We start from the raw sequence: 25,651 nt of genomic DNA on the forward strand, positions 1-25,651 counted from the left end.
CACGCTTTCTACTTGGCATTGCAAAGGCGCGTGCGGCCTTACGTTCCTCTGCTCAAGGAGCCTTTGGTCCTTTCATATCCTCAGTATTGGACTTTGACTCAAATGGGCAATCCATAAGAACGCTATACCAGAAAGCAACATGAGCTTTGTGCATTTGCGGCATATATTTCTCATTCCGAAAATTAAACCATTGCTGAGCATCAGCTAAAGCAGCCTGCTCTATCGTTATGATTTCAGCATCATTAAAACTCGGCCTGACATTAGTTTTCACCTTCACACGCTCAAAGTCAGGTATTCTGCGAATGTAATCCCGGTTTAGACAAAACCGCAGAAACTTGGAAAGAATCGCCTGTAGCGTATTCATCGTTGAAGGTTGGGGTTCGGTGTGCTCAACGGGTCTCTTAACCATCCTCCCATCACGGGAGTATGTCACATAATCGAGGTCTTTCCCAGGCCCTTCTGTCCAATACGTTCTGCGCCACTCCATAAAATCAGCAATGGTTCTACCGTTTAGCTGCGTCACATCCATACGGCTAAAATAACCTCGTATGAATCTATCAACGACAGACTGCTCCGGCTGTCTTAGTTTTGTGCAAGCAATCCATTCATTGAGAACATCATGCACTGTCGTGGCATGGACTTTTAGCCCCGCCTCCGCCTTGGCAATGGTCTCATAATATATTTTCATCGCACGAGGCTTCGCCAGGTCGAGAGAGCTTGTTTTTAGGGATTTTTTAAACTGCTTCTGGTTGACGGAAAAACGAACATACCAGTTAGCAGAGTGTGGCTGCGTGAAGAGACTATACCCTTCTGGTGTTGTAATCGTCTTATGCTCGCTACGCGTCTCTACCGGCTTTTTTTCGCTATATTGCTCAGCACTATAAGCTAAAACTAAGCTAAGGGATTTCGTCATATTAGCTAACCCATTGTTTTCGTTGGGCCTAGCACAGACCTCGAAAGCACTATGCTAAGGTAAGCTAACACTGTTGCCATTTGCTCAATAGAGCAAATCAGCGCGTAAGTCTTTGATTTTTAAAGGAAAGTGTGGCTCCCGAAGTAGGACTCGAACCTACGACCCAGCGATTAACAGTCGCTTGCTCTACCAACTGAGCTATTCGGGAACAGCAATTTTACCACTCTGCTGCACTTTATTGCCCACTCCCTCAAGGGGATAACGCAACGCTGTGCTGCTGTGTGGGTGTATAACGGGAACCCTTGGGGGGTGCAAGACCCTTTTTATATTACAAAATAGTAATCTTTATCGCCTCGGCAAATGGTACAAAAAAAACTGGCCCACTGTCGCATAACAGTGGGCCAGCATCACCATTTATTCCCTAAGTTTCTGTTATTCCAGACTTTCTGCAGCTCAGAAGGTCATGGACGCTTTGACGTAGTAGTAACCACCCATAAACCCGTAAGGTGAGTTGGTCGGATATTTATAGGCACCGCTGGAGGTCGAGATAGACAGAGAACGCCGCAACTGGTTGGGATAGTAGTTGAACAGGTTGTTCGCCCCGACGGCCAGATGCAGACGTTCCAGAACCTGATACCCCACTTCCAGATCCGTAATGTAACCCGGCTTCACGTTCAGCCAGTCATTCCCGCCCAAGCTGGGCGTTGCAATGTAGGTCACAGAACCATAACGCTCTTCTTGCACAAAGATGGACAGTTTTTTCCAGCTCCAGCGTACCCCCACCATCTCACGGTTTTTGGGTGCGGAATGCAGCAGAAGATTCTGCGCATACGCGTTAAACATTGTTGTGCTGACTTTCATCTTGGAAATTTCCGTATCCGAGAAATTGATCCCAAGGTTGAACTTCAGCTGCCCCATACGCCCCACATCCAGCGTATAGTCTGTTGTAACATCCCCACCATATGTCACGGTATTGACCGGGTTGCCGTAATAATGGGCATAGGTCACGTTTGACATATTGTACTGGTTCAGAATACTGGCAATGGGTGATCCGTTGTATTCTGTAAACTGGGTGGAGTTAGCCATTCTGTTATTGATCTGGATGCAATACAGATTGGCGTTAACATTCCAGTGGTCAAGTGGTTTGGCGTCAAACCCTATGCTGTAGTTCTTTGTTGTTTCCCCTTTAAGCCCTGTAGCACCCAGAGCCTTTGCCGCCTCGCCATTGGCGGGGAGCTGTGCCGTGGAATACCCGGGGAAGGTGGTGATAATGTAATAGTTTTCCTGCCCAAGAGTTGGCGCACGGTAGCCTGTGCCCACGTTAGCCCGGATCGCCCAACGCTTGTTAAAGTTATAGCGTGTGCCAATTGTGCCTGTTGCTGCCGTTTTATCCATATCGGAGTAATTGACCGCATGGCCACCCAGCGTCCACTCCCACTTGGGGGTTATATAGAACTCGGTATTGACAAAACCATCGAAAATATCACGCGATGTATCGCTTGCGGCCGCGGGCTGCGCACCGGGATGGCCAGAAGCACCCGGTGTTGCGCCATGCTTCATCCCACCATCTGACCAGGACTGGAGGTCACCCGCCATAAGCTGGAATGTATCGTGGCGGTATTCCCCCCCGAACATCAGGTTAACCGGCTTGGGCAGGAACCCGACATCGAAGTTATGAGACATTTTACCACCCGCCACAAACTGGGTGGAAATGTTTGTGCCATCATAAAACTTTGTCTGGCTGTTCATCCCATATGTTGCGTTGACCGAATCAAGGGTGGAGTATTCCTGTTCGTCACGCCCATAGGTGACGTATGTGTCCCACATCCAGTCCTTGAACGCCGCGCCGCGGAAACCACCGTTGATCTGGAAGTCATCTTCCTGCAAGCCCATCTGCGGCTGAAAGCCGTTGGGGTAATATTGCAAAATATTGTTCACGTTCGCAGCCGTGCGGACAGACTGCGGCGTCACGTTGTTACGGTGCGCATAAGTTGTCAGCAGATAAGCCTTTATCATATCCGTTATCGGCATTTCTGCGTTGGCGGACATTGTGGCAACAAGCTGGCTGCCAGCACCCATCATGCGGTTCAGATCCTGACCGGACTGGGGGTCTCCCGCTTTCTCGTAAATACCAGAGCGGTTGGTCGGCTGGGTGTGAGTAATCTGGCCAGCAAGGTTCATAAACCCGCCGCGCTTGCCCAGCGCCAGACCATAGTCAGCCGAGCCATCCACGCCCTGCCCGTCCCCTGCGTAATAACCCATGTTCTGAATATTGAATTCACCACCGCGGCTATTGCGCTTGAGCACAATGTTGACCGCACCGGCAATGGCTTCCTGCCCGTACAGTGCGCTGGCGCCATCGGTAATAACTTCCACATGGTCAATTGCGCTAATGGGGATAAGAGCAATATCGGACGGTTCCGTGCCTGCGTTTGGTCCGTCATTTGAGTTAAAGTTGGCGCTCAGGTGGCGGCGCTTGCCGTTCACCAGAATAAGGGTTTCGTCCGCCGAAAGGTTGCGCAGCTGCATCGTCCGCACAAAACCGTTAGTGCCCAATCCACTAAAGGATGGCGAGCTGAGCGATGGGCTAAGCTGCTCAAGAGCAGCCATGACGTTGCTCTGCCCGGTCTGCTTGAGCTGCTCGGACGAGACAACCTGCACGGACGTGGTGCTGTGAACCTGGGTTCTTTCCGACAATGCGGAGTTGACCCTGTGCGCCGCCTGCACGGAAACCTCCTCCGCTTCACCTTGCAAGGAGGCATGTGTGGTTTTCTTTTTTACTGCTTTGGTCGCTGCGCGGCTTTCTTTTGCCGCGCCCATCTGCTTATGCAGCTCCTCAGCGCTTGCAATGCGGCCGGATACTACGGAACTACTGCCAAGGAGCATTGTAGTTACAGAGAAAATCCGTACTGTCCTGATCCAATGCTGGGCCATAAGTTTTCATGCCTCCCGACAAATTTGCACAGGATGAATACGGTCTGGCGATCAACAGTGACGACGGTCTCTCATCGATCAGATAGCTAAATGGTGCTGAGTGACACTAACGGCCCGTTGGAAGCTCTATTCGTACACATCGTTTCGATACCGTTATATCTTGTTCGACCCAAGACATTCTATGAAAAAAGCCGAAAATAAATTCATCCAACCATTCTTTTTCAGAGCATTTAGCTACAAAAAAAGCCCATAAGCGGGTACTTATGGGCTTCTCAGATAACGTAACGGCTATCTCAGTTGCGCAATGGCCGTCACTTCAACCAGGATATCGGGAAAAGCCAGCTTTACTTCGCTACAGCAGCGCGCTGGTGCTTTTCTTGCAACAATCCATTGATCATACACTTCATTCACTGCATTAAAATCATCCATGCATGCAAGCATGATTGTCACATTCAGCAGCCGGTCCTTGCCGCTGCCCGCCTGCTCCAGCAACGTCTCTATAGCAGCAAGAATATCTTTTGCCTGCCCTGCCGCATCCTTGGTACGATCCTGCCCCGTATGCCCGGCAATATAGACTGTACCCCCAGCCACCACGGCACGTGAACGACGGTGGTTTGTATCAATGTAGGTTATATCACTCAATTTCCGAGTCCTTCATATCCGTTAAACTTGACTGCGTTCCCTTCGGCCATATCCGCCTCATTGTAGGATGCGCTCTCCGCACATATCCAACGTATGAAGCGGGTAATTAGTGGGTCATGTGCCTTTTCTGTTGGCGTGACCACGTAGTATGCCCCTCGGGAGCAGATTTTTTCTTCCGTAACAATGCACAACTCCCCTTCCGCCAGTTCCCGCTCCACAAAAATGCTGGGAACAAGCGCCACCCCCAGCCCGGCAACAGCCGCTTCTATTGTTGCATTGAACTGGTCAAACACATTGCCATGGAAAGGAGACTCTACATCCACCCCCACTTCGGCAAACCAGAACTCCCACAAGGCCGGGCGCGTTGTAAGCTGGATAAGGTTGGCGCGCGCCACATCCTTCGCAGTTTTAAGCTGCATGCGCTCGCGGTAGGCGGGGCTGCAAACAGGGACTATTGTTTCATCAAAAATATGGAAAAGCTGGCCATCAGGCCAAACCGCCGCACCGTAGTGTATGGCGATATCACAGTCCGAATTTTCAAAACTGAAGGGTTGAAAAACCGTGGTCAGGCTGATCCGTACATCCGGGTTTTTTTCAATAAACCGTGGCAGGCGCGGAATAAGCCAGCGGGAAGAAAACGTAGAAAATATATGCAGGCTAAGTGTATTTTCGCCATTCCCGGAAGAAATAATACGATAAGCCGCACCTGCAATCTGCTCCAGAATAGACACAATAGAGGGCAGTATGGACTTGGCCTGCCGGGTCATGACCAGTCTTTTGCGCCTGCGATCAAAAAGCGACACCCCGAGTGTCAGCTCCATATTCCGGATCTGTTTGCTAATGGCTCCCTGCGTCAGGCAGAGTTCTTCCGCAGCGGCGCTGAAGTTCTGGTGCCGGGCCACAGCCTCGAACGCCAGAAGTTCAGGAATGGAAGGAATCAGACGACGCGGTATAAGCATCAGAACCTCCTGTAGAGAATACGGCTTGAGCAGAGCAGTGCCCCCCCCCATGCAACCGCAACCGCACAGTCCAGACAAAGCAGAACCGGAAACTGCATAACATGCGCCAAAATCAGGGCGACACAGGTTGCACCACACGTTTGTCCCATAATTCGGGCAAGGGAGATCATGCCACTTGCACTGCTGCTCCGCTCATGGGGAGAGGCAACAAGAGTAAGACGGTTATTGGGTGAAACAAAAAAGGCAAACCCCACACCAGCCACCGCAAAGCGCCACATAATATCAAGATTACTGGCATCAAACGGTGTCAGGCGCACCAGCAGAAAGCCACAACCTGCAATAACAAGCCCTATGGCAGAGAGCACCTGCGCTGGAACTTTGTTGGCCAGAAAAGCCACCAACGGCCCCACCATAACCATGGAACCGGGCCAGGGCGTAAGCAGCATGCCGGTCATGACTGGAGAACGACCAAAAAGCTCGGTTAAGGAAAATGGCATGGAAATCATAAAGAAATTTGCAGCCGTGTAGCCTAAAAAACAGGCCGTGATACCAATGGAAAAATCCCACCGGGCCAGCAGATCTAACGGCAGCAGGGGCGCGGCCTGCCCTTTCTGGCGCAAAAACAGGAGCAGACCGCAGACAACCCCCAAACCCAGCACAAGACTGCCGCCAAAAACCCATTCACCACGGGCCAGAAAGTCACACCCAACCAGCGTCAGGCTGAATGTTAACATGTTGAGTATAACAGAGGATTTATCAATCCTGCGTTCTGTCCCTGGGGTACGGGGTAGATAAACAAAGCTGACAAATGCAGCCAGAAGCCCCACAGGCAGGTTAAACAAAAACAGCCAGCGCCATGAACTGGTCAGGTAAAGAATGCCCCCCGCAACAGACGGGCCAACCGCCACCGCCAAAGACGTAATCAGAGCATTCAGCGCCAGGCTGTGCCCCAGCCTGGTGGGGGGGCACACCATGCGCACCAGAGCTGTGTTGACCGCCATAATGGCCGCTCCACCCGCACCCTGTATGCCGCGGGCCAGAGCCAGAACCCACAACTGGTTTGCAAGACTACAGATAACCGAACCAACAACCAGAACAAGCAGCCCGCCGATACAGACAGACTTGGCCCCAACCCGCTCGGCAAAGGTAGCCAGCGGCAACAGCAACATGCAGTTGACCAACTGGTAAGCATTAACCACCCAGATGGACACAGATGCGGACGTATGAAGGTCCTGACCGATTGTCGGCAACGCAATATTGGCGACCGCGTAATCCAGCACAGCGAGAAACACTGCAAGAAAAATCGCGCTCAATGCTCCCTTTTGAACCGACTGAACCGGGGCCGCCAGCTGTGTGGTCATGGAACTGCCTATTCTTTGCCGCCACGACAAAAACGCTTCACCGTATAGGGGGCCACTTCTGGCACCGCATCCCCAGCGATCAGACGCGCAATAAATTCAGCCGTAAGCGGTGCACTGACCAGCCCAAGGTGCCCGTGCCCGGTGGCATAATAAACGCCACTGACTTTAGAGGACGGTCCAATAACTGGCAGGCAGTCTGGCGTGGATGGACGGTTGCCCATCCAGTGGCTGGTTGTGGAAAAACCGCCAATTTTCAGGCGTGGCAGGCCCTCACGAAGGCAGTCCAGCAAAATGCGCGCCCGCCGCCAGTCGGGTGCGGCCCCCTTGAGGGCAAACTCCACCTGCCCGGCCGCCCGCAATCCACCAGTCATGGGGGTAATTCCGAATTTGAGATCGGACATCATAACCGGGATTGGCAATCCACCTTCAGCGCCGGGCACTTCCACATGGTAGCCCCGCTCGCTGACCAAAGGCAGCCTGTCCCCGATCTGGGATGCAAGCTCCGCCGAGCCCATACCCCCGGCAATAACCAGACGGTCACATGCAACCTTGTTGCCATTATAGACAACACCGGAGATTTTTCCTCCATCAATCAGGAGTTTTTCCGCACAGCCGGGAATATAGCGCACGCCCTTTTTTTCTGCATAATGGGCCAGCGCAGCCACATAACCGCCCGGATTGCGACAATGCGCGCCATCAACAATAAAGGCCCCATACTGGTAACGCTCACCCAGTTCAGGACATAGCGCCACCAGCTCCGGGCGCTCCATTGTTTTCCAGACAACATTGTTCTCGCGCCTGAGGCTCCATGCCAGTGAATCTGCCTCATACGCAGCTTTATTGGGATAAACGACCAGCAGGCCCTTTTTCTCAATCAGTTCAGGCACACCTGCGGCTTCGGCCAGCGCACCATGCCGTGCGGCGGAATCTGCCAGAAACGGGCGCAGCGCACGTGCAATGCGCCGGACACGCTTTTGCGTGGCTCCACAGGCCACAAACCCTAAAAGCCACTGCCATGACTGCAACAGCGCAGAAGGACGGAGTTTGAGTGGCCCGTTAGAGGCGAGCAGATAACCGGGAATTTTTTTCCACATACCGGGCATGGACAGCGGAACAACTGAACCGGGATTCAGCCAGCCCGCGTTGCCATAACTCGCCGCTTCCTGCGAGCCGGGCTGGTCCATGGATAGCAGTGTTACCTCATGCCCACGCAAGCGCAGCTCAAGCGCGGTTGTAACACCGACAATCCCCCCCCCGACCACAACAACATGTGTGGCGGCGCACTCTGTATTTGGTTTATCCATGTCACGAACACCCTGCGTGAAAGTGTTTTAGAAAATCTTTGGTACGCTCTTCCTGCGGGTCTTCTATGACCTGCCGGGCCGGACCTGACTCAACCACGCGCCCATCGGCCATGAACATGACAATATCCGCCACGTCCCGCGCGTAGGACATCTCATGGGTCACAACAACCTGCGTCATGCCAGCCTGTGCCAGATCCCGCATAATCGCCAGAATTTCGGCCACACGTTGCGGATCAAGGGCCGATGTCGCCTCGTCAAACAGCATGACCTTGGGGTTCATGGCCAAAGCACGGGCAATGGCGACACGCTGCTTCTGCCCGCCGGAGAGGCGCTGCGGCATGCTGGAGGCAAAGCCCTCCATACCAACCTGCGCCAGAAGCGGACGGGCAATAAGCTCTGCTTCGTCTTTGGAAAGACCTTTCACAAACCTCTGACCAGCCATAATATTTTCCAGAACAGTCATGTTCGGAAACAGATTGAATGACTGGAACACCATGCCTGTCTCAGCCCGGAACGCCGCCAGCTCCGTGGTGCGGTAACGCAGCGAGAGAATGCCAAAGTCCATTGTTTTTCCATCGATCGTAATGGCCCCTGCATCTGGCATTTCCAGCAGGTTGATACAGCGCAGCAGGGTGGACTTGCCCGAACCACTCGGCCCGATCAGCGCAATGACCTTACCTTTGGGAACAGAAAAGGAGATACCTTCCAGAACCTTGTGTTTTCCAAATGATTTTTCCAGATTAACAACGTCAATCATCACTTCTTTAGACATGATAACGGCGCTCCAGAATACGGGCCACCTGCGTGATCGGGAACAGGATCGCAAAATAGATGATGGCAATGGTTGTATAGACTTCCAAAGGCTTATACGTGGCGGATGCCACCATCTGCCCCTGATAGACCAGGTCTGGCACCGTCACGACGGAAACAAGCGAGGTATTTTTAAGCTGGAGCACAAACTGGCTGACCAGTGGTGCAATCATGATTTTACAGGCCTGTGGGCCAATAACACGGCGCAGGGCGGTAAACGGGCGCATACCCAGCGCATAGGCTGCGTCCCACTGCCCTCTATCCACTGTATCCAGCCCGGCCCGAAAAATTTCGCTATAAAATGCCGCGCCATAACACGACAGGGCAAGCAGGGCCGCCATCACGGGGGAGAGCGTAATACCCAGCACCACAGGCAACGCGTAGTAGCACCAGACAAGCTGGACAAGTGCTGGGGTACACCGGAAGACCTCAACAAATGCCACAGCCGGTATGGACAGTATTTTCCACCCGCTCCGGCGCAAAAGCGTCAGCAAAGCCCCTGTGACCATGCCAATAAGGGCGCTGACAAGGGTAAACCCCAGCGTATAGCCCAGACCGGTTTCAAACAGGGGCCAGTAGTGCAGAACGTCCCCAAAATCCCAATGATAGTTCATGGATATGCCCCTTTTTAAAACTCGAGACCTGCGGGCAGGCTGGCAATATCCACATGGTTTTCCTGCAACGCTTTGTACATCCACTCCTGCACAATACTTTCGGAGCGCGAGTAAAGCAGCCAGTTGTTTACAAATGTCAGGAAACGTGAATCCGCTGTTGCAGGCACCCCAATACACGTTGGCTGGTGCGCAATGGGGGTGGGCAGAACAAGGTCCCCAATGTTCGGGTTACGTGCATGCATGACCGATGCAATCACCACCACCTGCACCACGCAGTCTGCCCGGCCTGTCTGCAGGGCCATAATGGCATCTGTTGGGGACTGGACCGCAACGGGCGTGCAGTGCGGCAGCCGCCTGCGCACGAAAATATCGTGGGAAGAGCCGGTATCAAACGCCACGCGCACTTCAGGTTTATTGATATCGTCCCATGTTTTGGCAACCAGCCCTTTTTTGACGATCGCAGTAAAGGAGTTGTTAATTGCAATGTCGCTAAAGGCAATCTGCAAAGCACGGGGAGGGGTGGGGCTGAGGGCAAACATGATGTCGATTTTGCCTGTCTGCAAATCCATAACGGAAGCGCCCCACTCCGCCTCTGTTATCTCAAGCTTGACCTGTAGGGTTTCGGCCATGTTTGCGGCCATTTCCACGCAGGCGCCACTCCAGCCTCCGGTCATAATATCTTTATGAAAGAAAGGCTCAGCCCCCGGAACAGCCGCTGTACGCAGCTTGCCCGAAGCTCTGATACGCTCCAGCATTCCGCCTTCCGCTGCTGCTGCTTGTGTCGTGTTCAAACCTGGAACAGCAGCAGCAACAGCCGCCACTCCCGCCATCGAAAAAACAGATGCAAAGGCTCGACGAGTTGTCACGGCAACCTCTCTTTCAGCAACTAGATCATATTTGCCGGGGTATCGGATACAGCCATGACACCCCGGTCAGAGAACAATCCGGTTCGTATATCCGGTTTTAGACTATCTGGTTTTTCAAAGCGCCACCTGTTTCCATGGCCTGAATGTTGTGCAGCAGAATGTCCACAACATTGCGCTCGTAAAACTGCGTTTCACCAGCCGCATGCGGCGTGACCACCACGTTTTCCATCGTCCACAGCGGGGAGGATGCGGGGAGCGGTTCTTCCACAAATGTATCCAGCGCTGCAGCTGCAAGTTTGCCAGACTGCAACACATCAATCATTGCGGCCTCATCCACCACCTTACCGCGCGCCACGTTGATCAGGACCGCATCGGGGCGCATGGCCGCAAATGCATCCACGCTCATAAGCCCGAATGTTTCTGGCGTCAGCGGACAGGTCAGGATCACCACATCAGCCAGCGGCAGGGTGGACAGAAAATCCTTCTGGCCAATAATCCGCACACCTTCGGGTGATGTTTCGGGAACGGAACGACGCATCGCAATGACATTCATGCCAAATGCGCGGCAGAGAGAGGCAACACGCGCACCAATGCCACCAAAGCCCACGATCAGGACGGTCTTGCTGCTCAGCTCATGCAGGCGTTCGTCCGCCTTGGTGCTTGTTGGCCGCCAGTAGGATTTTTTCTGGTCGTCACGCGCCTCATACAACCGGCGGGACAGGTTAAGAAGCAGGCCCATGGCATGGTCCGAAACCGCATTGGCGTTCACACCCTGCGCACTGCACAGATGAATGCCACGCTCACGGAAAAGGTCCTGCCCATAGTGGTCAACACCCGCGCTGACGGACTGTACCAGTTTGAGGTTGGGTGTCCAATCCAGAATGCGATCTTTCCAAAGCATGGAAACAACCAATACTTCCGCATCGTGCGCAACTTTTTCCAGAGCATCGAGCGAGGTCACCTGAGTGCAGGGGTAGGGAGCCCCCCGCCGGGCCAGTTCGCCTTTCAGATCATAATGTGCATGGGCTACACAAATCTGGGGTTTGTCTCCGCGCCAGGGTTTTGTCATGACTTACTTCCCTTACTATTTGATAGAATGACGAAACCTGTGGTTCCATCCCAATTCGTCTCATAGGAGCATACACCAGCGGGTTATTCTATTCCGTTTTCGTAATGAAACACGAAAAAAAATCTCTTGCCTATTACTTTTTGGAATACCGCTGGTTTAAACCCCTAAAAAATTCCGCTGTAGTCCCCACCATCCACCAACAGGCTCTGCCCCGTGACAAAACCACTTGCCTGTGAACAGAAAAAACCAACAGCCGTTGCCACCTCAACAGGCAGGCCATATCGTGCGGCGGGTGTGCGGGCTGCCCGCTCGTTCCAGATATCCGCATAACTACGGCCCGTACGCTTTGCCAAATCCTGCACATGTGCGTACTGGGCTTCGGAATCGATGATACCGGGCAGGACATTGTTGATTGTCACATTATGCGCAATCACCTGCCGCGACAGCCCCGACGAGAACGCAACCAGCCCCGAGCGCGATGCATTGGAAAGTCCCATTTCCGCCTGCGGACTTTTCACACTCCGGGATGCCAGATTGACAATACGACCAAACCTGCGGGCAATCATGCCGTCTATGGCCAGACGGATCATTTCTATGGGGGCGAGCATCATGGTATCGATCCCCCTGATCCAGTCCTCCCGCCGCCATTCCCGAAAATCGCCCGGTGGCATGCCTGCGCCGTTGTTGATGAGGATATCAGGCTCAGGGCAGGCTTCAAAAATATGTTGCCTACCCTGTTCGGATGTAATGTCCGCCGCAACGCAGTTTACCGTCCGCCCCGGCCTGTTGCCGATCAGATGGAGCGTTTCCTCCAGCTTCGTCGCGTCACGCGCCACGAGGGTCAGATCGACATCTTCCTTTGCCAAAAGCAGCGCAATGGCGCGCCCCATGCCACGACTTGCACCACAGACCAGTGCGTGACGGCCAGAAAGTCCCAGTTCCATTGTGGTCTCCCCCAGACTTTTGATCAGCCTTGTTGTGCCAGAAAGCGGCGAGGCCGCAGGCCCGACATAAACCAGCTTACAGCCGTATAAATATCGTAAACAGGCAGCCCGGTTGCCTGCGCCACGGCTGCGGCGTACGGGGGCATGTTGGTGCATTCCAGCACAATGGCGCCCACATCGGGGTTGTCCTTGACCAGTTGCAGCGCGGCATTCACCACGTCCTGCTCGGCCTTGTCCACGTCCATTGAATCACTTTCCGCACGGATGAGAATACGGAAAAACTCCTCACCATTCTCGGTTCCGGCAATGGGAGTATCGACTGGTGCGCCAACAGCACTCAAATGTGCCGCCGTAAGGCTGCTTGCACATACGGTAACAATACCCACGCGCTTGCCCGGTGGCAGGGTTGTCTGCACAAGCGGGATCTGAACAAGGGAGGAGGCCAGAACAGGCACCTTGAGCGCTGCCGCCAACTGGGGCTGTAACAGGGCCAGAAAACCACAGTTGGTGGTAATGGCGGAAACCCCAAGTCGGATCAGCCGCTGGCCTTCGCGGATGAACTGGTCCAGATAATCCAGCGGATTACCCATAACAATATGTTCAGGGGTTACCCCATCCACAATACAGAGCTGGACCGGGAACGGCCATGTTGTTGCATTGCCCATATCCCCTTCAATCCGGGGGAATTTGGCTTCAAGCATCAGCACACCCAGAGGCACACCGTACAGGGAATATCCGCCTTTTGCAGTACCATACATGACTTTTATCCTATTCCTGATGACCCAGAAGGCGCAGCACACCGTTTTTCATGCGCTCCAGTGCAGCGCTCAGGGCCTTGTCCGATGTTGCGTAGGAGAGCCGGATGAACCCCTCCCCCCCAAAGCAGGAGCCCGGCACAATCGCCACTCCACACTCGTGCAGGAAGTAATGGCAAAGTTCCTTGTCATTCCGGATCTGTTTTTTAATGACCTCCGGATTGGCAACCAGTTCACGAATATCGGCAAAGGCGTAAAACGCCCCTTCGGGCGCACGGCAGGAAATACCCGGAATATCATTCAGCACGGCCACACTCAGGTCACGCCTGCGCTGGAACACATCCCGCCGCACGGCAATATTGTCCTGTGTGCCGTTCAGTGCCTCCACCGCCGCCACCTGACTGATTGAGCAGGGGTTGGAGGAACTCTGGCTTTGCACAACCGCCATGGCCGCCACAATCTCGGCCGAAGCCCCGGCATAGCCAATGCGCCAGCCGGTCATGGAATAGGCCTTGGAAACACCATTGACCGTAACCACGCGCGGCTTCAGGTCCGGGCAGGCATGCGCCATGCTGACAAAAGGTGTGGCACCATAAGTAATATGTTCATAAATATCGTCAGACACGATACCGACATGGGGGTTCTGCCGTAGAACATCCCCCAGCGCTTCCAGATGATCCTTGCCGTACACCGTACCCGTTGGGTTGGAGGGGGAATTCAGGAGCAACCAGCGGGTTTTGGGGGTTATGGCGGCACGCAGCTGCTCCGCCGTCATGCGGAACCCCTCATCATCGCTGCACTGCACGGCTACCGGCACACCACCGGCAATGCGTATAATATCAAAGTAACTGGTCCAGCATGGCATGGGCACGACAACCTCATCCCCATGGTTCAGCGTTGCCATGAACACATTAAACAGCAACTGCTTGGCACCCGGCCCAACGCTGATTTCGGATACTTTGTAGTCCAGATTGTTTTCACGCAGGAATTTCTGCCGTATGGCTTCTTTTAACGCGGGAATACCATCGAGTGCCGTGTAGCGTGTCTGGTTATCAATAATGGCCTTTATACCAGCCATTTTTACATTATCGGGCGTTGGAAAGTCTGGTTCCCCGGCATTGAGGAAAATAATGTCCTGCCCGCTGGCAACCAGTTTATTCGCCTCGATACCAATGCGAATGATTTCCGAAACATTAATTCCATCGAGTTTTTCTGAACGTGAGAACTCAGACCATTGCATCATATCTTAAACACCCTTGCTCCCGGATTTCGTTCCGCAACGTTAACATGCAACAAGAGGCTTCCGTCTTGAGTCATTTTTGTAAATTTGGAGATGAAACTATTCCATTCTTTGACCAAAACGTAAAAAACAGCACCGTATGCAAAAAAAATAGTGCAAATCTTCTCTGCTTTCATGAAATTTTATCACAGGCACATAACTGTCATTAGCAGAAACGACATAACGCATAACTGCCAGACAAGCCTGAACAACGTATCTGCACGATACGAAAATACCTGAAAAACATGCAGAAATGATCATATATACAACAAAATACTACAAACAGTCATTTATATATGTGAAATGATATTTCGTTATTTATTAGAAATGAATCAAATGCCAAAATCAATTGACAAAATGCTGCTAAAGACACTTTAATTTCGGCAGATTGCAATGTTGGTCGGCATTATGAAACTGGATGAAACAGACCGCGCCCTTTTGGCGCTTTTAAGCGCTAATGCACGCATAAGCACCGTTGCCTTGTCCAAAAAACTGGGCCTGTCCCGCACCACCGTACAAAGCCGTATTGAACGGCTGGAGCGCAGGGGCATTATTCAGGGCTACACCGTAACACTCGCCCCGGATGCCGATCTTTCCATTCGTGCGCATGTCATGATCGCGGCCAGCCCGCACACATACGCTGTGGTGGAAAACCAGCTCAGGCAACAACGCGGCGTGCTCGAACTTTATGCCGTAAGCGGAAAAATGGACATGATCGCCATTATCGCCGCCCCGAATATGGAAATGCTGAACACGATCATAGACCGCATTGGCGCATTGGATGGCGTGCAGCGCACACAATCCTCCATCATCCTGTCCACACGCATCAGGCAGGACACTGGCTATACGAAACACCCCCCTTTTGCGCCCTGATCCGGTGGCTGGAATTTTTTCATTTTCTCCCCACAGAACAGGGACACCCCGGCCAACACAGTGTAAGTAAGAGGCATGAGCGCACCTGCCCCCTCTCCCATCTCCCGCCGTGCCCTGCTGTGGGGGGCCGGAGGTTGCGCCGCCGTGGGTGCTATGGCCGTGCTTACGCACCACTCCCGCCCCCGCGCTCCCCGCCGGCAGCCCGATGGTGTGTACCGCAAACTCAAAATCGCATGGCCAGAAGCCGCCATGTCCCCCGTGCTCGCGGCTGCTCTGGAGAAGAGTTTTTTTGCCCGGTACAATCTGGACGTGGACCCCCTGCCCGATATCCATAACGGGCAGGATGCGATCGAGGCTCTGACCCGGCAAAAAACCGCCTATGCTCTGGCACCGGCTCTGACATGGCTGCAACGCCTGCATGCTGGCCTGCCCGCACATCTGGTCATGGGTGTGCAGTCGGGCAGCCGCCGCCTGCTGGTCCGGCGCAGCAGCGGCATTACGCGACTGGACCAGCTCATGGGCCGCAATGTTGCCGTCCCCGACCAGAATGCCGCCGACAAGCTGTTCTTCTGTATCATGATGCGCCGTAAAGGCATGGACGCGCTCAACCACATCAACTGGATTGATCTACCCATCCAGCAAATTGAGCAGGCCCTCCATGACCAGAAAATAGATGCCGTGGTCACGCATGATCCCGATGCGTGGAGCCTGCTCCAGAATTACCCGGACCTTCTGTACGAACTTGTTGGCAGTGATACAGGCCATTACGCCGCGCGCACCAGCCTTATTCTGGGCGTTGCGAATACCGCGCAGGACAAAGACCCCATCGCCGCCACAGCACTGGTCATGGCCCTGCGCGATGCGGCCTTATGGGTCAACACCCATCAGGATGATGCAGCAACCCTGATAGCCGACAACTCAGCCGGTCTGCCCGTTACCAGTGCCCGCACCATGCTGCATAACGAGCCGGTTATCCGCCCCCTTGTGGGCCACGGCCTGCGCGAGCAGATTGCGCAATACTGCGATGAACTCCAGCTTGTGGGCATGATGGCCGATGGAGAAGATTCCACAGCCCTTGCCCACGCCTACACCTTGAATGTTCTGCACGAATAACTGTACCACGCTCTGGCCCAGAACCCTCCTGCAAACAGCACTCCCCACATCCCCGCCAAAACATGGCAGGACACGCAAACACTCACTCCCGCGTGCGTTTGCGTGGCAGGCGTATCTCACTGGTTAATACGCCCAGAATAACCATGCCTCCGCCCAGCAGTGCGCGCAAAGGCAGGGCATCCCCCGCCAGATGCCCCACAACCCCTGCCCACACAGGCTCGCCCGCGTAAATAAGTGTAGCCCGCGTGGGCGAGACCGTTTTTTGCGCCCAGTTCATAACCAATTGGATCACGGCACTCATGACCCCAAGGCCCAGCGCGGGCACTGCCCACCACCATGCAAAGGCTGGCACATGCTCCCCCATAACGGGCATGGCTGCAAAAGCCAGAAGACCAGCCACAAACAACTGCACAATAGCGACCCGAAAACTATTGATAGCAGGAGAGGCAAAGCGGCTGATCAGCACAACCTCCATGGCAATGGCTATGGTGCTGACAAGGGTTATGACCTCACCAAACTGGAGGCGCAGATGGGTTATGGCCTGTGGGCCAGTCAGCAGCACCAGACCACAAAAAGCAAAGAGAACCCCAAGCCAGACCATAAGGTGCGGGGGCTTTCGAAAGAAAAACCACTGCAAAAACGGCACCACAGGCACATACATGGCTGTAATAAAAGCGGACTGACTGCTGGAAATACTCCCCAGCCCCACAGTTTGCAGCGTATAACCCAAAAAAATGGCCACTCCCACACAGGCCCCCGCACGGACCTCATGCAAGGTCAGGTCCAGCAACAGCCTGCGGAACAGCAGCATGCAAAGCAGGGCCGCCGTGGTAAAGCGCAGCCCTACAAAAAACATGGGCCCCGTATAGCGCATGGCCGTATGCACGACCAAAAACGTAACACCCCACAGGACGGTAATGCAGACCAGCGCGCCTTCCTCGCGCGAGAAGGCACGGAACGCTATTTTTTCCCGCACAGGCAGGGACTGGTCGGGCAAGTCAGGTACTCCCGGCCCGAACCGGCTGGCGGCTGCGGACCTAATTTTATTCTGCTCGGGTCTTATTTTAACCCGCTTACAAAGCGCGCCATACGCGTGCAGGCTTCGGCCAGCACATCATCCGATGTTGCGCAGGACAGACGCAGATAGGGGGACTGTCCAAAGGCCGAGCCGGGCACAGTCGCCACGAACTCTTCCTCCAGCAGGGCGGTGGCAAAGTCGTGGTCGGTTTCTATCCGTTGTCCACCTGCTGATGTACGGCCCAGACAGGCCGCCACGCCAGGATAGGCATAAAACGCGCCCTCGGGCATGGCACAGGTCAGGCCCGGCACCGCGCGCAAGGCTTCCACCACAGCACTCCGCCTGCGGCTGTACGTCTCCACCATTGTGGCCACAAGGTCTGGCGGGCCGTCCAGCGCAGCCGCCGCCGCGGCCTGCGCAATGGTGCACACACCTGATGTTGCATTCCCCTGCACATCACGCATGGCGCCAATAAGGTCGGCTGGTCCACCAGCAAACCCCACGCGCCACCCGGTCATGGCATAAGCCTTGGACACACCATTGAGCGTAAGGGTACGGTCCTTGAGGTCGGGCGCCACAGCGGCGATTGATGCGGAGCGCGCTCCATCAAACACCAGATGTTCGTAAATTTCGTCCGACAAAATCCATACATCGGGGTAATCACGCAGGACTTTGGCAAGCGCGGCCAGATCCTCAGCCGGGCAGATGGCCCCGGTAGGGTTGTTGGGAAAGTTCAGCACAACCCAGCGTGTACGGGGCGTAAGAGCCTGCGCCAGCACGTCCGCCCGGAGCCTGAACCCGTCTTCCTCCCGGCATGGAGCAAACACCGGCGTTGCCCCGAACATGCGCGCAATCAAGGGGTAGCTGACCCAGTAGGGGGTTGGCACCACCACCTCGTCCCCCGCGTTCAGGGTCGCCATGAAAGCGTTGAAGATAACCTGCTTGCCCCCGTTGGAAACCATGATCTGCTCGGGCGTGTAGTCCAGCCCGTTCTCCCGCGCGAACTTGCGGGCGATGGCAGCCTTGAGCGCAGGCGTGCCATCCACAGGGGGGTATTTGGTCTGCCCGGCCAGCGCGGCCTGATGGGCGGCTTCCACCACCGCAGGCGGCGTTGCAAAATCGGGCTCGCCCAGAGCAAGCGAGATAACCGGCCTACCCTCCGCCTTGAGGGCCCGGGCACGCCGGGCCATCTCTATTGTTGCAGGGGCAGGCAGGCCATTCAGGCGGTGCGCAAAACTCCGGGACATGGTTTACAGCAGACCTTCACAAAAATTCTGGATCCGTGTGCAGGCATCCCGCAGGCTCTGCGTGTCGGTTGCGTAGGAAATACGCATATACCCCGGATACATGAAGGCCGACCCATGCACGGCGGCCACGCCTTCTTCCTCCAGAAGGGCCGTTACAAAATCCTCATCCGTTTTAAGCAGTTTTCCGCCAGAAGAGGTTTTGCCAAGGCATTTTTCAATGCAGGGGAAAACATAGAATGCCCCTTGGGGAACATCGCATTCCATACCCTTGGCCTGATTGATCATGCTGACCACCATATCGCGCCGTCCCTGATAGGTATCGACCATGGTCTGGATAAAGTCCTGCGGGCCGGTCAGGGCTTCCACCGCTGCGGCCTGCGCAATGGAGCAGGTATTGGAGGTGGACTGCCCCTGCAACTTGTTCATGGCTCTGGTCAGTTCCACCGGCGCGCCGGAAAAACCAATACGCCAGCCGGTCATGGCATAAGCCTTGGACACGCCGTTCATGGTTACAGTGCGGCTGCGCAGGCGGGGTTCGACCTCCACGAATGTTGCGGGGCAAAATCCATCGTACACAAGCTTGGCGTAAATATCGTCCGTAAAAATCCACACATGCGGGTGGCGCAACAGCACATCACACAGCGGGCGCAGATCTTCAGCCGAATAGGCAACTCCGGTGGGGTTACAGGGCGAGTTCAGAAACACCCATTTGGTGCGCGGGGTAATGGCGGCTTCCAGTTCATCCGCCTGAAGGCGAAAACCGTTTTCGCGCTTGCAGGGCACCACTACGGGCACGCCCTCGGCCAGCGTGACAATATCGGGGTAGGACACCCAGCATGGCGCGGGAATAATGGCCTCATCCCCCGGGTTCAGGGTCGCCATCATGGCGTTGTAGATGATCTGCTTGCCGCCGGTGGAAACAATGACTTCCTCGGGCGTGTAATCCAGCCCGCTATCCAGCCTGAAGCGCTCCGCCACGGCCTTGCGCAGTTCTGGCGTGCCTGCCACATCCGTATAGCGTGTCTGGCCTGCGGCAATAGCCTTTACGGCGGCCTGAGCAATGTTGTCGGGTGTGTTGAAGTCCGGCTCACCCGCAGAAAGGCTGATAATATTCCGCCCCTCCGCCTTCAACGCCCGTGCACGCGTTGAAATGACGATTGTCTGGCTAGGACTGATCCTGTTCAGGCGGTCAGCAACAAGGCTCATGGTTTTCTTACTTTCCGACACAATATTTTAAGGCACCCGGCACCCGCGCGGGCACAGACCCGGACAGAGGTGGCAAATGCGCTGCTCCGGGGCGCACAGTAATCCTCTTCCGGTCGGGGCGGAACCGGAGATTCCATCTGCTCTGTCTTTTTTGTTCTGCGCGAGCTTTTTCCCTGTCATGCAAAAATGGGGTTCAGCGGGCAGGAGCGCCTAACCGTGCAAGGGCATATTGCCATGGGGAGCAGCCGCAAACACGGCCTTGTCCCGCACCTGCCCGGCACTCAGCCCGCTCTGGCGCATGGCGCGCACGCTCAACGCACCATCACGCTTGGCCAGACGGCGGCCAGTGGCATCGCACAGCAAGGGGTGAAACGCATAATGCGGGGCAGGCCAGCCCATAAGGGTCTGCAACAACCGGTGCAGGCTGGTGGCGGGGCGCAGGTCCTCCCCCCGCGTGACCAGTGTGACGCCCTGCGCGGCATCATCACACGTCACGCACAGGTGGTAGGATGCGGGCACGTCCCGCCGGGCCAGAACCACATCACCAAACAGTTCAGGCTGGCAGGGGACCGGGCCACAGGCCAGATCATGGTAGGTGAGCGGGCCACAGGCCCCTGCCCCGCCATGCTCCGCACGGCTCCGGGTGCTGGCCAGCGTGCGGGCGCACTCCATGGCGCGCGCCATATGCAGGCGCAGCACGTATGGCTGGCCCTCGGCCATACGCTGCGCCCGTGTATGGGCATCAAGCTGGCGACAACGACCGGGGTAGAGCAGGCTGCCATCGGGGGCGGTATGGGGGGCGGAGAACATGGCCGCACTCTCCCGCACAATATCCGATCGGGTGCAGAAGCACGGATACAGCACGCCCATATGCTCAAGCGTGTCCAGCACGGCCCCGTAAACCGCCATGCGGGTGGACTGGTATAGAACAGGCCCATCTGACACCAGCCCAAGCCATGCGAGGTCTTCCAAAAGAGCGGTGGCAAAGGCAGGTCTGCAGCGCTGGGGGTCTATATCCTCCATCCGCACCAGCCATTGCCCGCCGGGCTGCGCCAGCTCCCACCCGAACAGGGCGGACGCCACATGGCCCAGATGCAGCGCCCCTGTGGGACTGGGGGCGAACCGCGTCACCCATTCTGTTTTGCAAGGATCATTGTACTGTAATCGAATAGTCATATTAATCTTACCAGATCTATAAAGCTGTCCGATATCGGCGACTATTGGCCCACATTTTCTTGCCACACCTCTTTGCGTCTGCAATAGTCCTGCCGGTAATTATCTCGACGACGCACTTCTGCTGGCGGTCGACTTGAGTTGTTCTGACCCCTTCGGAACTGTGTTCTCGTGTTAACGAGGAGACACATCTTGGCCGATGGCAGTACTCTAAACTACCCAGCCCTTGTTCTGAATGCAGACTTTCGACCTCTGTCCTATTTTCCGCTTTCCCTCTGGGCATGGCAGGATGCCATAAAAGCGGTGTGTCTGGACCGGGTTTCGGTCCTGAGCGAATATGACATGGAAGTGCATTCACCTCGTCAGGCCTTCCGCCTGCCCAGCGTAATTGCCCTCAAGGACTACGTGCCCGCCGCCCGCAAACCGGCTTTTACGCGCTTTAACGTGTTCTTGCGTGACAATTTTTCCTGCCAGTACTGCGGAGAACGCCACCCCACGCAGGAACTGACGTTTGACCACGTTATTCCCCGCTGCAAGGGTGGGCGCACAAGCTGGGAGAATGTTGTTACCGCGTGCGGCTGCTGTAACCTGCGCAAGGGCCCGCATATGCCACACCATATCGGCATGCTGCCCCGCCGCCCCCCTGTCCGCCCCACATCATGGGAACTTCAGGAAAACGGACGGGCTTTTCCACCCAACTACCTGCACAAAAGCTGGCATGACTATTTATACTGGGATGCGGAACTGGAAGGTTAAGCCCGCTCACACACCCTAGCGGGTATAGGTGTAGCCGTATTCATCCGCCAGTTTCTGCAGGTCTGGCGCGCCCTTCAGGTCAAGGGGGAGTTGCTTGGCCTTGGCCTCGCCCAGCACAAAGCCGTTATTGCTCATGCGCTGGCAGGTATTGGCCGCCAGTGGAAAACTCAAAAACATGGGGCCAGCCATCTGCTTGTGCAGGCAGCTTATATCCGTATCCAGCATGGGCACGCGCCCGATTTCGGATGAGCACCCAGCCAGCAGCAAGCCGCCTGCCGCCATTACACCCAGAGCAAATGTGTTTGTTTTTTGCGTCACGGACCAGCTTACCTCTGTTTTTGCCTGTCGAGCGGCTTTTGACCACCGGTTACTCCGGTGCGCCTCATGGTGCCATGTCCGCCCCCCAACAACCAGAGAGCGCAGGTCACGCCCCCTTTCCGCTGGCTGCATGACACAGCGCAAGGCAGTTCAGCTTACCTCGTAACCAGCGCCGCGAATGGCATCCCGCAGGGAAGAAACGCCAACACGTGCGGGGTCATACGTGACCTTGACCTCACCATTGGCCAGATTCACATCCGTACCTTCCACACCGTCAATTGCGGCCAGCGCACGTTTTACGGACGAAACACAACCGTCGCATGTCATTCCTTCGACCATAAAGCTTGCTATCGTCTGGCTCATTGCGTTTGCATCCTTTTTACAAAATTCCATACATGGCGTTTTTACACGACCGTTCTATTTCTTCCATAACGCAACTCCACCGTGATGCGAAACAGTGATGTGCAGCCCATACCTGCCCCAAAGCATGATATAAGACCCATATGCCCAACCTAGCGCCCCCTCAGCCCGCCACGGAGCCCTTGCTTTGTCACCCGTGGCGGAACAGCTTCATGCACCGGCTTATGCTGGCAACCCTGATCAGCCAGATGGAAAACCGCCTGCTGGCTGAAAACAGCGCCACACAGACGCTGGAACACTGGCTGCGCGCACACGCGCTCCTTGGCGCGCATGAAACCCTGCGCGCCGAGCGCGAAGCCGGTGCCCGCAGCCCCTGCCCGCCCGACCTGCTGGCCGCACTGGACCTGCCTGCCGCACAGGAAGGCCAAAGCCTGCGCTACCGCAAAATCCGGCTGGCAGGGCACAACCACATTTATTCGGAAGCGGAAAACTGGTTTGTACCAGAACGCCTGACAAAAACCATGACCGAGGCACTGGAACAGACCGACACACCCTTTGGCCGTGTTGTGTCCCCCCTGCGGTTTACCCGCCAGCTTATCCGGCGGGAAACCCTGTGGTCCCCCTTGCCAGATTTGTGGGAGATGCAGCCCCACCGGCCAAGCAGCGCAACAGAGGCAGAACCACTGGCCCTGCCCCCGCATCTTTTCCGGCATATTGCCCTGTTACGGACCCATGCCGGCACACCGTTCAGTCTGGTGGTGGAAACCTATACCCCGCAGGCCTTTGCTTTTCCCCCGCCCGTTTTACGTTAAACACGGCACGGGTCAGCAGCAACAAGTGGCAGGCGGCAGAGCTCCATGCTCGGGTAAACGCCTGAACATGGGCGGAATTGTGGGGATGATGCGGGTTACGCATCTTCCCCCATACGGGTCTTGTCCACAAAACTTTCGGTTGCATCATCCAGCGCGCGGGTTTTGCGCCCGCCGGGGCCATGCACGTACAGGTCGTTGCGATCAATCTTGTCCACCGCATCAGGCTGCACGGGCATAAGGTAGCGCGCGGGACGCTGATGGTCGGCAAGCTGGAGTGCGGGGTTAAAGACCGAGTTGAACTTCCACAACATCTTAACAAAGTTGGTCTGGCCGTTCTTGAGCAGATTAACCGCAATCCCTGCCGTGTCCTTGAGCGCCTGCCAGCCCATATGCTTGGTGTTGAGCACCTGCTGGGTCTTGACCAGTTCTTCATAAAACTCGGGCAGAGGCAGTGTGGTGGGCAGCACGGCATGCTGAATATCAAACAGGCGGTAGTCACGCGTGGTCAGGCGGCGGGCTTCCTTGTGCCAGATTTCCGTCCCCGGATACGGCGTTGTGACGGAAATGTTCACAATATCGGGAATTTCCAGGCACCACTGCCGCACAGCCTCAAACCGCGCACGATCCCAGGATGGGTCGGCAATAATGTTGATGGCCACAATCAGCCCCAGAGAACGGGCATATTCAAGGGCCTCAAAGTTCTTGTCGAGCGAAACACGCTTGCGGAACTGCTTGAGCCCTTCCTCATCCACCGCTTCCAGACCGATGAAGATGTAGGAAAGACCGATCTCGCTCCAGACCTTGAACACTTCCTTGTTGCGCAGCAGCACGTCTGCGCGGGTTTCAAGGTAATATTCCTTTTTAATGCCACGCTTTTTAATTTCGTTGGCAATGGCCATGCCGTGTTCTTCATGCACAAAGGCCACGTCATCCACAATAAAGATGCCGGGCTCCTTGATCTCCTCCAGTTCATCCGCAATGACCTGCGGACTGGCCGTGCGGTAGGAGCGACCATAAAAGGTCCAGGCCGAGCAGAACGTGCAGTCCCACGGGCAGCCACGGGCAAATTCAATGGAGGCTGCGGGGTCCAGCGTACCAATAAAGTACTTGTTGCGATGGCGCAGCAGGTCACGCGCGGGGCGGACCTCATCGAGCGATTTGACAAAAATGGGGGGCGGGCCTTCCCCGTCCAGCGTAATGGTGCCGGGGACTTCCAGAATATCCGTGCCGTTCTGCACCGCATCCAGCAGCAGGCCGACCGTAGCATCGCCCTCCCCTTTGAGAATGCAGTTGACCGTGCCTTCGGAAAGATCAAGCACATCCTTGGCGATGAACGAAACAGAATGCCCGCCAATAAACTGGAACACCTGCGGGAAGCGGTAGCGTGTTTCGCGGCACAGATCGAGAATTTCCGGCACATTGGCCAGATAGCTGCCCGAGTAGCACACAGCATCAGGCTGGAACTCGTCAACCAGCTTCCAGTAATCTTCGTGCGTTTCGGCCTGAAGGTCGATAATCCGCACGTCATGTCCGGCATTCCGCGCAGCACCGGCCACCAGTTCCAGCCCCAGCGGCTCCAGCCGCAGGAAAACCTTGGTGTACATCAGGGCACTGGGATGAACCGCCAGAACTTTCATAACATTCCTTTCTGCCTGCTAGCGGGCCAGGAATGCGAACAGCATTCCTCCTTGCCCATAACACTCGAGCATAAGGCAGGATTATAGAAGGAATGCGCCCTGTTGCCCTATCCTGCTGCCGGGTATCTCCCATGCGCAAGACGTCTGGCTTGGCGGTTAACCGCCATTCTGGCGGCCCCGACGTATGCACAAGACACAACGCCGGGGTGTGACCTGCCAGAATTAGGGCAGGATTTCCGTTTCTGCAAAGAAGAAGCGGATTTCGTTTGCAGCATTTTCCGCGCTGTCGGAACCATGCACGGAGTTTGCTTCAATGCTTTCAGCAAACTGGGCGCGAATGGTCTGGGGGTCGGCCTTTTTGGGGTCGGTCGCACCCATGACTTCACGGTTCTTGGCAACGGCGTTTTCGCCTTCAAGCACCTGCACCACAACCGGGCCGGAGATCATGAAGGACACCAGATCGTTGTAAAAAGGGCGTTCCTTGTGCACGGCGTAAAAAGCGCCAGCCACAGCGGGAGAAAGCTGGACGCGCTTTTGCGCAACAATGCTCAGGCCCGCATCTTCAAACACGGCGTTGATCTTGCCGGTCAGGTTACGACGGGTTGCATCCGGCTTGATAATGGACAGGGTACGTTCTTTAGCCATAAGGCCCTCCTTGGGGTATAAACGCAGATATCCGCCTTGATCT

25 protein-coding genes and 1 tRNA gene are annotated in these 25,651 nt (G+C 55.5%); 4 read left to right on the top strand and 22 right to left on the bottom strand.

Translation table 11 applies throughout. The features are described 5' to 3' along the window. Positions 1 to 52 precede the first annotated feature (52 nt). From AB2L51_RS04675 to AB2L51_RS04740, 14 genes are all read right to left on the bottom strand, one after another. Positions 53 to 913 carry a hypothetical protein gene (locus AB2L51_RS04675; protein ID WP_395581592.1) on the bottom strand — a complete coding sequence of 287 codons (861 nt, stop codon included), beginning with the start codon at positions 911 to 913 and terminating at the stop codon, positions 53 to 55. A 132-nt stretch (positions 914 to 1,045) separates the two neighbouring features. After that, positions 1,046 to 1,121, bottom strand: a tRNA-Asn gene (locus AB2L51_RS04680). Between the two features lie 245 nt (positions 1,122 to 1,366). Beyond that, positions 1,367 to 3,733 (bottom strand): TonB-dependent receptor plug domain-containing protein, encoded by a 2,367-nt coding sequence (locus tag AB2L51_RS04685; RefSeq protein ID WP_395581591.1) that lies wholly within the window; start codon positions 3,731 to 3,733, stop codon positions 1,367 to 1,369. 402 nt (positions 3,734 to 4,135) lie between these two features. Then, positions 4,136 to 4,489: a RidA family protein gene (locus AB2L51_RS04690; protein WP_395581590.1), complete on the bottom strand. Its 354-nt coding sequence runs from the start codon at positions 4,487 to 4,489 to the stop codon at positions 4,136 to 4,138. Beyond that, positions 4,486 to 5,448 carry a LysR substrate-binding domain-containing protein gene (locus tag AB2L51_RS04695; protein WP_395581589.1) on the bottom strand — a complete coding sequence of 321 codons (963 nt, stop codon included), beginning with the start codon at positions 5,446 to 5,448 and terminating at the stop codon, positions 4,486 to 4,488. Before AB2L51_RS04695 ends, AB2L51_RS04690 begins: the two co-directional genes overlap by 4 nt. Then, positions 5,448 to 6,809 (bottom strand): MFS transporter, encoded by a 1,362-nt coding sequence (locus tag AB2L51_RS04700; RefSeq protein WP_395581588.1) that lies wholly within the window; start codon positions 6,807 to 6,809, stop codon positions 5,448 to 5,450. The genes AB2L51_RS04695 and AB2L51_RS04700 overlap by 1 nt, the downstream gene beginning before the upstream one ends. An 8-nt stretch (positions 6,810 to 6,817) precedes the next feature. Further along, complete coding sequence (locus AB2L51_RS04705) at positions 6,818 to 8,113, bottom strand: NAD(P)/FAD-dependent oxidoreductase (protein ID WP_395581587.1); 1,296 nt, start codon at positions 8,111 to 8,113, stop codon at positions 6,818 to 6,820. A 1-nt stretch (position 8,114) separates the two neighbouring features. After that, on the bottom strand, positions 8,115 to 8,885 hold the full coding sequence (locus AB2L51_RS04710; RefSeq protein WP_395581586.1) for an amino acid ABC transporter ATP-binding protein: 771 nt from the start codon (positions 8,883 to 8,885) through the stop codon (positions 8,115 to 8,117). Continuing rightward, complete coding sequence (locus tag AB2L51_RS04715) at positions 8,878 to 9,537, bottom strand: amino acid ABC transporter permease (protein ID WP_395581585.1); 660 nt, start codon at positions 9,535 to 9,537, stop codon at positions 8,878 to 8,880. The genes AB2L51_RS04710 and AB2L51_RS04715 overlap by 8 nt, the downstream gene beginning before the upstream one ends. Positions 9,538 to 9,551: 14 nt before the next feature. Then, on the bottom strand, positions 9,552 to 10,403 hold the full coding sequence (locus AB2L51_RS04720; protein ID WP_395581584.1) for a transporter substrate-binding domain-containing protein: 852 nt from the start codon (positions 10,401 to 10,403) through the stop codon (positions 9,552 to 9,554). 97 nt (positions 10,404 to 10,500) lie between these two features. Next, positions 10,501 to 11,472 carry a D-2-hydroxyacid dehydrogenase gene (locus AB2L51_RS04725; RefSeq protein WP_395581583.1) on the bottom strand — a complete coding sequence of 324 codons (972 nt, stop codon included), beginning with the start codon at positions 11,470 to 11,472 and terminating at the stop codon, positions 10,501 to 10,503. 164 nt (positions 11,473 to 11,636) lie between these two features. Beyond that, positions 11,637 to 12,416: an SDR family NAD(P)-dependent oxidoreductase gene (locus tag AB2L51_RS04730; RefSeq protein WP_395581582.1), complete on the bottom strand. Its 780-nt coding sequence runs from the start codon at positions 12,414 to 12,416 to the stop codon at positions 11,637 to 11,639. A gap of 23 nt (positions 12,417 to 12,439) precedes the next feature. Then, positions 12,440 to 13,174 carry an aspartate/glutamate racemase family protein gene (locus AB2L51_RS04735; RefSeq protein WP_395581581.1) on the bottom strand — a complete coding sequence of 245 codons (735 nt, stop codon included), beginning with the start codon at positions 13,172 to 13,174 and terminating at the stop codon, positions 12,440 to 12,442. A gap of 10 nt (positions 13,175 to 13,184) precedes the next feature. Further along, positions 13,185 to 14,414, bottom strand: coding sequence for a pyridoxal phosphate-dependent aminotransferase (locus tag AB2L51_RS04740; RefSeq protein ID WP_395581580.1), 1,230 nt, complete (start codon positions 14,412 to 14,414; stop codon positions 13,185 to 13,187). Positions 14,415 to 14,843: 429 nt separating this feature from the next. Here AB2L51_RS04740 and AB2L51_RS04745 point away from each other — a divergent pair, with 429 nt between their 5' ends. Together AB2L51_RS04745 and AB2L51_RS04750 are read left to right on the top strand one after the other, a co-directional pair. Next, entirely contained in the window at positions 14,844 to 15,323 is a 480-nt protein-coding gene (locus AB2L51_RS04745; protein ID WP_395581579.1) for an Lrp/AsnC family transcriptional regulator, read from the top strand. Between the two features lie 75 nt (positions 15,324 to 15,398). After that, positions 15,399 to 16,436 (top strand): ABC transporter substrate-binding protein, encoded by a 1,038-nt coding sequence (locus tag AB2L51_RS04750; protein ID WP_395581578.1) that lies wholly within the window; start codon positions 15,399 to 15,401, stop codon positions 16,434 to 16,436. 82 nt (positions 16,437 to 16,518) lie between these two features. Here the strand turns inward: AB2L51_RS04750 and AB2L51_RS04755 are convergent, their stop codons facing one another. From AB2L51_RS04755 to gluQRS, 4 genes are all read right to left on the bottom strand, one after another. After that, positions 16,519 to 17,433: a DMT family transporter gene (locus AB2L51_RS04755; protein ID WP_395581577.1), complete on the bottom strand. Its 915-nt coding sequence runs from the start codon at positions 17,431 to 17,433 to the stop codon at positions 16,519 to 16,521. Between the two features lie 62 nt (positions 17,434 to 17,495). Next, positions 17,496 to 18,701 (bottom strand): pyridoxal phosphate-dependent aminotransferase, encoded by a 1,206-nt coding sequence (locus AB2L51_RS04760; protein ID WP_395581576.1) that lies wholly within the window; start codon positions 18,699 to 18,701, stop codon positions 17,496 to 17,498. A gap of 3 nt (positions 18,702 to 18,704) precedes the next feature. After that, complete coding sequence (locus AB2L51_RS04765; protein WP_395581575.1) at positions 18,705 to 19,907, bottom strand: pyridoxal phosphate-dependent aminotransferase; 1,203 nt, start codon at positions 19,905 to 19,907, stop codon at positions 18,705 to 18,707. Between the two features lie 210 nt (positions 19,908 to 20,117). Beyond that, positions 20,118 to 21,083, bottom strand: a complete 966-nt coding sequence (gene gluQRS / locus AB2L51_RS04770) for a tRNA glutamyl-Q(34) synthetase GluQRS (protein ID WP_395581574.1) — start codon at positions 21,081 to 21,083, stop codon at positions 20,118 to 20,120. Between the two features lie 189 nt (positions 21,084 to 21,272). On the opposite strand from gluQRS, the gene AB2L51_RS04775 reads away from it, so the two are divergent. Further along, a complete protein-coding gene (locus tag AB2L51_RS04775) occupies positions 21,273 to 21,836 on the top strand; it encodes an HNH endonuclease (protein WP_395581573.1) in 564 nt (187 codons plus the stop codon). A 15-nt stretch (positions 21,837 to 21,851) separates the two neighbouring features. Here AB2L51_RS04775 and AB2L51_RS04780 read toward each other — a convergent pair whose 3' ends face one another. Further along, the gene (locus AB2L51_RS04780; protein ID WP_395581615.1) at positions 21,852 to 22,118 is read right to left on the bottom strand and encodes a hypothetical protein; all 267 of its coding nucleotides are present in this window, start codon (positions 22,116 to 22,118) and stop codon (positions 21,852 to 21,854) included. A 186-nt stretch (positions 22,119 to 22,304) separates the two neighbouring features. Further along, positions 22,305 to 22,517, bottom strand: a complete 213-nt coding sequence (locus AB2L51_RS04785) for a heavy-metal-associated domain-containing protein (RefSeq protein WP_166111593.1) — start codon at positions 22,515 to 22,517, stop codon at positions 22,305 to 22,307. Between the two features lie 209 nt (positions 22,518 to 22,726). Between AB2L51_RS04785 and AB2L51_RS04790 the strand changes: the two genes are divergently transcribed. Then, positions 22,727 to 23,326 carry a hypothetical protein gene (locus AB2L51_RS04790; protein WP_395581572.1) on the top strand — a complete coding sequence of 200 codons (600 nt, stop codon included), beginning with the start codon at positions 22,727 to 22,729 and terminating at the stop codon, positions 23,324 to 23,326. A 95-nt stretch (positions 23,327 to 23,421) separates the two neighbouring features. Here AB2L51_RS04790 and hpnR read toward each other — a convergent pair whose 3' ends face one another. Both hpnR and ndk read right to left on the bottom strand, forming a co-directional pair. Further along, on the bottom strand, positions 23,422 to 24,963 hold the full coding sequence (hpnR, locus tag AB2L51_RS04795) for a hopanoid C-3 methylase HpnR (protein ID WP_395581571.1): 1,542 nt from the start codon (positions 24,961 to 24,963) through the stop codon (positions 23,422 to 23,424). A 222-nt stretch (positions 24,964 to 25,185) separates the two neighbouring features. Next, complete coding sequence (ndk, locus tag AB2L51_RS04800) at positions 25,186 to 25,608, bottom strand: nucleoside-diphosphate kinase (RefSeq protein ID WP_025826705.1); 423 nt, start codon at positions 25,606 to 25,608, stop codon at positions 25,186 to 25,188. Between the last annotated feature and the right edge of the window lie 43 nt (positions 25,609 to 25,651).

The sequence above is a fragment of the Acetobacter fabarum genome (assembly GCF_040702925.2).
GTDB classification, from domain to species: Bacteria; Pseudomonadota; Alphaproteobacteria; order Acetobacterales; family Acetobacteraceae; genus Acetobacter; species Acetobacter fabarum_B.